The 6,349-nt window shown below is 58.5% G+C and carries 5 protein-coding genes; all 5 read left to right on the top strand.

Features of this window, described 5'->3' with window-relative positions:
* The coding region (locus tag BN1139_RS19190; RefSeq protein WP_202904264.1) for a PD-(D/E)XK nuclease family protein at nucleotides 1-1,142 on the top strand (1,142 nt) is incomplete at its 5' end.
* The gene (recD, locus tag BN1139_RS19185) at nucleotides 1,139-3,202 is read left to right on the top strand and encodes an exodeoxyribonuclease V subunit alpha (protein ID WP_005355280.1); all 2,064 of its coding nucleotides are present in this window, start codon (nucleotides 1,139-1,141) and stop codon (nucleotides 3,200-3,202) included. The genes BN1139_RS19190 and recD, both read left to right, overlap by 4 nt.
* Nucleotides 3,203-3,297: 95 nt before the next feature.
* Nucleotides 3,298-4,182, top strand: a complete 885-nt coding sequence (locus tag BN1139_RS21180) for a hypothetical protein (protein ID WP_005355272.1) — start codon at nucleotides 3,298-3,300, stop codon at nucleotides 4,180-4,182.
* Between the two features lie 352 nt (nucleotides 4,183-4,534).
* Nucleotides 4,535-5,014, top strand: a complete 480-nt coding sequence (locus tag BN1139_RS19180) for a GNAT family N-acetyltransferase (protein ID WP_005355270.1) — start codon at nucleotides 4,535-4,537, stop codon at nucleotides 5,012-5,014.
* Nucleotides 5,015-5,280: 266 nt separating this feature from the next.
* Nucleotides 5,281-6,279 (top strand): sensor domain-containing diguanylate cyclase, encoded by a 999-nt coding sequence (locus BN1139_RS19175; RefSeq protein WP_005355257.1) that lies wholly within the window; start codon nucleotides 5,281-5,283, stop codon nucleotides 6,277-6,279.
* Nucleotides 6,280-6,349: the final 70 nt, after the last annotated feature.

Below are 6,349 nucleotides of genomic sequence, written 5' to 3'. Positions count from 1 at the left end.
CGGTGCGGGCGGGGGCGGGCAAGTCGGAGAAGACCGACCTGCACCACACCGCCATCGGCTACCTGCTGCAAAAGGGCGAAGAGGGGGATGCACAGACGCTGGCGACCGCGCTGACCGAGCTGGCGCAGGCGCTGCCCGGGGTAGCCGTCGGTGAGCCCTCGCTCACCCGTCCGGCCCCGCTGCCGCCAGAGGAGGAGCAGCTGGGCGAGCCGCAGGTGCGCCACTTTAGCGGCTCCCTTGAGCGGGACTGGTGGATCAGCTCCTACTCTGGGCTGGCGGCGCAGGGCCACGGTCACAGCAAGGGCGTGCTGGCCAATCCCGGCTTCGATGTGGAGGTCGTTGCCGAGGCGGCTGTTGTACACGAAGAGGACGAGCTACAACCCTCCATCTTCACCTTCCCGAAGGGCGCGCGCCCCGGCACCTTGCTGCACAGCCTGTTCGAGACCATCGACTTTCAAAGTGCCGGCGGCGAGCCGCTGGCAGAGCATGTCGCCACCCTGCTGGCGCAGGATGGCTTCGACGAGAGCTGGGCTCCTGTGCTGCAACAGCAGGTCGAAGCGGTGCTGGATACTCCGCTCGATACCGGCTTTGGTGAGCCGGTACGGTTGCGGGATCTGGCCCCCGAGCGCAAACAGGTGGAGCTGGAGTTCTTCCTGCCCATGGGGCGGGTGACGGCACCGGCGCTGACGGCCCTCTGCCAGCAGCACGACCCGCTGTCGCGGGGCAACAAGCCGCTCAGCTTTGCCACCGTGCAGGGGATGCTCAAGGGCTTTATCGATCTGGTGTTCGAGTGGCAGGGGCGCTGGTATCTGCTCGACTACAAATCGAACCACCTCGGTATGAGCCCCGCCGATTACAGCCGTCCGGCGCTGGAACGGGCGATGGCCGAGCACCGCTACGACCTGCAATACCAGCTCTACTCGCTGGCGCTGCACCGGCTGCTCACCCTGCGCCTGCCGGGCTACGACTTCGAGCAGCATTTTGGCGGCGTTTTCTATCTGTTCCTGCGCGGCATGCCGCAGGGGGGCATTTTCCATACCCGCCCGAGCCGTGAACTGGTGCTGGGGCTGGATGAGTTGTTTAGAAATGGTGATCGCTCAGGCGGTGTTTCATCAGCAGAATTAAACGAGGTAGAGGCATGAGCGGCACCATGATCAGCACCGCGACCAGCGCAATGATGGTTGAACAGTTGAAAACACTGGCGCTGGCTGGCCGCATCCGCCAGCTGGATCTGCAATTTGCCAGGCTGGTGGCCGACCTTGGCGGCAGCCCCGAGCTGGTGCTGGGGGCGGCGCTCACCTGCTTCGAGCTGGGGCGTGGCCATGTCTGCCTGCCGCTGGAGATGCTCGCTACCGGATCACTGCGGCCGTTCGGGCTGGATCCCCAACAGAGCCGGGATCTGCTGGGGGATCTGGCGGATCCTGCCCGCTGGCCCGCCCTGTTTGCGGCCAGCCCCCTGGTTGGTACCGAACAGGATGAGGGGCCTGCCCCGCGCTGGCCGCTGCGGCTGTGGCACGGGCGGCTCTACCTCACCCGTTACCACGACTTTGAGCTGGGGGTAGCCCGCCATCTGCGCGCTTTGAGTGAACGCGCCGAATGGCCGGAGATTGCTCCCGCCCTGTCGCGGCTGTTTGCCCGCGACTACGGGTTGGTGTTCGCGGCGCTGCTCAAGGCCCGCCTAGCCCCCGATTTCTCGGCCCGCCACTTTATCGAGAAGTATCTGGATCTGGTGTTCCCCAGTGAAGTGGATTGGCCCGCCATCGAGGCGCTGCTCGCCAGCGCCCAGGCGGCGAGCGACTTGAGCAAGCTGGATGCGCTGGTGCCCGAGGCGCTCTGCTGCAACGGTCAGAAGCTGGCGGCGGCCACCGCGGCAGCGCGCCCCTTTGCGGTGATCTCCGGCGGCCCCGGCACCGGCAAGACCACCACGGTTGCCAAACTGCTCGCCATTCTGGTGGAGACCGGCCTGCAAGCGGGCAAGGCACCGGCGATCCGGCTGGTGGCTCCCACCGGCAAGGCGGCGGCGCGCCTCACCGAGAGTATCGGCTCTGCCCTGCAGGCTCTCGATCTGCCCCCCGAGTGGGTCGAAGCGATCCCCACCGAAGCGGGCACCTTGCACCGGCTGCTCGGGGTGATCCCGGGGCGCAGCCAGTTCCGCCACCACGCGGGCAACCCGTTGCACCTCGACTTGCTGGTGGTGGATGAGGCATCCATGGTTGACCTACCGATGATGGCGCGCCTGCTCGATGCGCTGCCGAGCCACGCCCGCCTGATCCTGCTCGGCGACAAGGATCAGCTCGCCTCGGTGGAGGCGGGGGCCGTGCTCGGCGATATCTGCAGCTTTATCGAACAGGGCATCAGCCCGGCGCAGGCGGACTGGCTCTCCCGCCAGACCGGCTACCGCTTGCAGGGCACGCCCGCAGGGGCACCAGTGCGTGACAGCCTCTGTTTGCTGGCCAAGAGCTGGCGCTTTGATCAGCATTCGGGCATCGGCCAGCTGGCGCGCGCCTGCAACAGCGGCGATGCCACGGCGGTGGAATCAGTCTGGGGCATGGGCTTTGCCGATATCAGCCTGCACCCCTGGGCCGGGGAGGCCTACGACGCCCTGATTGCTCAGGGGGTGGCCGGTTATGGCGGCTATCTGAAGGCGGCCCGCGCGGGGGAAGCGCCCGCCGCCGTGTTCAAGGCATTCAACAGCTTCCAGATCCTCTGCGCCCTGCGCGACGGCCCGTTCGGGGTGCAGGGGCTTAACGAGCGCCTCGAACTGGCCCTGTCACGGGCTGGCCTGATTGCCCGCGATGGCGACTGGTATGCCGGTCGCCCGGTGATGGTGGTGCGCAACGATCACGGGGTCGGCCTCTATAACGGCGATATGGGGCTCTGCCTGCCCGATGAAAGTGGGCGGCTCAAGGTATGGTTTGAGCAGCCGGACGGCACTCTGCGCGCCCTGTTGCCCAGTCGCCTGCCACCTCACGAGACGGTCTACGCCATGACCATCCACAAATCCCAGGGCTCGGAATTTGCCCATACCGTGCTGGTGCTGCCCGACAGCCCCAGCCCGCTGCTGACCCGCGAGCTGGTCTATACCGGCATCACCCGCGCCAAGGCCCGCCTCGATCTCTACGGCGATCGCGCTCTGCTGGCACAAGCGGTGCGGAAAAAGACCGAGCGTTATTCCGGATTGGCGGAGAGGTTGGGGGAGTGATTGATTGGATGGCGGTAAAGGGATTTGCTGCTGTTTGATTGCGCTTTCAAATAGGAAAATGCCTATATGTATAATCAACAATTGAGAAAATAACTATGTCCGAACAAAAAATAAATCCGCATCAAGTCACAAAGCCGATACAGTTATTGGCTGCTTGGTTAGTTGGGCTGATCTTGATTAATGGTTCATTTCTAAGTGCGGCTAAGATAATTGAATCGCCGGAGTGGGTTTCTGGTTTTTTAGTCATAGCGGCAGTTTTAAATGTTCCTATATTTTTAGTTCTTATCTTTTTTCTACAAACTAAGTTTAGAGCAGAGCTACAAGAAGATACTTACTACTCAAAACATCTTGAAAAAGTCACAGGAACATATAAAAATGCAGATGAAATTGCTCTGATAGCTGAAAGAGCAAAGCAAGTAAATAATGATAAAATAGATGTACTTATAGATGCGGTTGAAAATTTATCTTTTTCATTGGCTAGCGATGACATCAGAAGTGATGCACTTCCCATGCGGCCAAGAAAAGAAGGAGAAATAAAAGAACCCATTGTAAACATAGGCAGTGGGAACCATAGGAGCATTGTTAAAGTTGCACTTAATGATTTGATTCCTGGTTATAAGGTAATACTGAAGTCACTTATTCGAGCTGGGTATTCTATAACGGAAATATTCGGGTCTACAAGCAAAGATAAAAGACCTCCTAAAAATCTAATTATCACATGTAATTCTGATGTGCCCAAAGCAGCACTTAAAGAAATTTATGAGATCATCAAACCTTATGGGTTTGACAGAATTGATATAGACATTAATCCACGACCAATGGAGTTGGCCAATATATACATAGGTTCATATGTGGATGATTATTCTGAACAGCGAGAATCAATAGAAATAGATGGTGATTTAGAAGATCTTTTGTTTGATGATAATATTTCTGGTGAGCAGCTTGCTGAATATGTTCGTAATATAAGATTTAGTTCGTAGACACGAGTCATGTTCATCGCGTAGGTTGTTGTTTCGTGCATCGAAGCCCAACGTTTACCGTGTGCTATCTTTTTTCCATCCCCTCATCCCCGACCCTTCTCCTCCTTTTTTAATAAACGGGAGAAGGGAGCAATGCTGTTACCGCTGTCCGATTACGCTTCGCTAATTGAACCTACACGGCTGACGATCATATTCGCTTTATTCCCTCTCCCTCTGGGAGAGGGCAGGGTGAGAGCGAGTAGGGTGCAAAGAACGAAGTGAATTGTACCGCTGCTATTTATCTGCCAAAAGGTGTAATGCGCTGCGCTTATTACACCCTACATCCAACCAACACACGACAGGATGTCATTGATTGAGACTTGAATTTAAAACTATCGATCTGGAGCGGGATTACGAGTTCTGTGTGCAGGCGCGCAGGGATGCCTATTTTTGCAGCTTTCATACCCATGATGGTTTTGCCGACTTTATCGACGGCTATCGGGAGCGGATCCGCGAAAGGCTGGGGCAAGCGCAATGGCACTACCTTCATGTCTGGGCGGGTGAACAACGGGTGGGCCAGCTGGAGTTTCGCAGCTTTTCCGATGAGCCCGAGACAGGCTATGTGCAGCTGATTTATCTGTTCCCCGAATATCGTGGCACCGGTTTGGCTGCCGTGTTGCAGGCCTATATTCGTCAGCAGTTGCTGGGGGCGGGTTGTAAATGGGCGATGCTCTCCGTGAGTCGTACCAATGTGCGGGCCTTGAATCATTACCGGCGCTTCGGCTGGATATTTCTGCGCCCCAATCCGAAACATCAGGAGACGGATTTTTATCGGCTGACTCTGGCCGAGTGACCTCTGTGGGGCCTCTGGGTATCCCCTCATTTATTCCCATCCCCCAAATGACTGAATCGTGAGTTAAATCCGGTAAATGGGGCGCGCTTGAGCCACACTTATGACCACCCTGATTCAGCCTGCGCCGTGAGTGGCCGATAACCGCGGAAACGTTGGTACGGTGGGGTTCTGGCTGACAGATCTGTTGCAATATGCCAAGGTAGCGCCTCACGACAACAGCGCGATTCCCCGTGGTGGCGCGGGGCGGAAGAACAAGGATAACTGCTATGGTGCAGGACAGTGACACGATCAGGATCTCGGATGTCAGCGAGGCCGTGGTGCATGGCATTCTGGAGGTGACCAGCGATGGCATCTGGGATTGGCATGCCAATACCGGTTTTGTCTATCGCAACCCGGGCTGGTACCGGATGCTGGGTTACGAGCCTCACTCCCTCGGCAATACCGTCTTCACCTGGGAGAACGTGATCCATCCCGATGATCTGGCGGCTGTGATGGCGAAGTTCGATCTCTGCCTGAGCGGCAGCGCCCATGAGTATCGCGCCGAGTACCGTTGCCGCTGCCGGGATGGCAGTTACCTCTGGATTGAGGATTGCGGCCGCATCATTGAGCGCAATCCCGACGGGTCTGTGGCGCGGATGATCGGCGCCCATCGCGATATCCACGCCAGAAAGTTGTTGCTGGAGCAGCTGGAGCGGCGCAATCAGTCGCTGGAGCCGCAGGTTGCCGAGCGCACCGCCGACCTGGTGCGACTCAACGAGGCGCTGCAACAGAAAGCCGAGGAGAACCGTCTGCTGGCAGAGACCGATGCCCTGACCGGTGCCGCCAGCCGCTATCGGCTGGAGAGGGCGTTGCAGCTGGAGTGCGAGCGGGCGCGCCGCTTCCATCAGCCGTTTACGGTGATCGCCATGGATGTGGACAACTTCAAGCAGATCAACGACAGCTATGGCCACAACGCCGGGGATCAGACCCTGATCAACATAGTGGCGCTGGTGCGCCGTCATATCCGCGAGATCGATCTGCTGGCCCGCTGGGGCGGTGACGAGTTTATGGTGTTGCTGCCCAACACCGGCCGCGAGGATGCGCTGGTGGTGGCGAGCAAGTTTCAGGCCTTGATGGCGAGCGAGCCCATTTGCCCACACGCTCCCGCCACCATGAGCTTCGGGCTGGCGGAGTATCAGCAGGATGAGCAGAAGGAGAGCCTGATGGTGCGCGCAGATCGGGCGCTCTATCAGGCCAAGCAGCTGGGTAAAGACCAGATCTGCTAACGCAGGGTACGGAAAGAAGAGCAGTAAAAAGGGCCGCAGGTTTGAAACCTGCGGCCCTTTTGTATTGTTA

The sequence above is a fragment of the Aeromonas veronii bv. veronii genome (assembly GCF_000820225.1).
Classification (GTDB): domain Bacteria; phylum Pseudomonadota; class Gammaproteobacteria; order Enterobacterales; family Aeromonadaceae; genus Aeromonas; species Aeromonas veronii.
The sequence above is the reverse complement of the archived record's forward strand: the minus strand, read 5'-3'. Positions and strand labels throughout refer to the sequence as shown.

What these genes read in the sequence shown, in the direction of transcription:
- recD (WP_005355280.1), top strand. Translation starts at nt 1,139, where the DNA reads ATGAGCGGCACCATGATCAGCACCGCGACCAGCGCAATGATGGTTGAA.
- BN1139_RS21180 (WP_005355272.1), top strand. Translation starts at nt 3,298, where the DNA reads ATGTCCGAACAAAAAATAAATCCGCATCAAGTCACAAAGCCGATACAG.
- BN1139_RS19175 (WP_005355257.1), top strand. Translation starts at nt 5,281, where the DNA reads ATGGTGCAGGACAGTGACACGATCAGGATCTCGGATGTCAGCGAGGCC.